The organism is Endozoicomonas atrinae (assembly GCF_001647025.1).
In the GTDB taxonomy this organism is placed as follows: Bacteria; Pseudomonadota; Gammaproteobacteria; order Pseudomonadales; family Endozoicomonadaceae; genus Endozoicomonas; species Endozoicomonas atrinae.
This window is the reverse complement of the sequence record NZ_LUKQ02000922.1, coordinates 1-249: the sequence shown is the minus strand read 5'-3', so window position 1 is coordinate 249 and position 249 is coordinate 1. Positions and strand designations below refer to the sequence as shown.

General features: G+C 35.7%; 1 protein-coding gene. It reads left to right on the top strand.

Going from position 1 to position 249, the window contains the following annotated elements; genetic code table 11:
* Window positions 1-239: hypothetical protein (locus AK963_RS36490; protein WP_238593926.1), on the top strand; the 239-nt coding region annotated here is incomplete at its 5' end.
* Window positions 240-249: the final 10 nt, after the last annotated feature.

Sequence of the window (249 nt, the reverse complement as noted above, 5' to 3'; positions counted from 1 at the left end):
TCCTGAGTTTTAATCTGACTGGCTATTTGATCTACCAGTTTTTCGTTGATTTCAACGCTCATTGTTATTCTCCATTTTGGAGTATTAACGACAAGCGTTTACACAATTTAAATTACATTCCCTTTATGATACTAGCGGCTCCTGAACGAAGTTACATTAAGTCTAAAGCTTTGGAATATTACGATCTCGCCTACTCTGACGCTCAGTTATTGTTACCAATTCCTTATAAAAATATCTAGTAGGCTCACT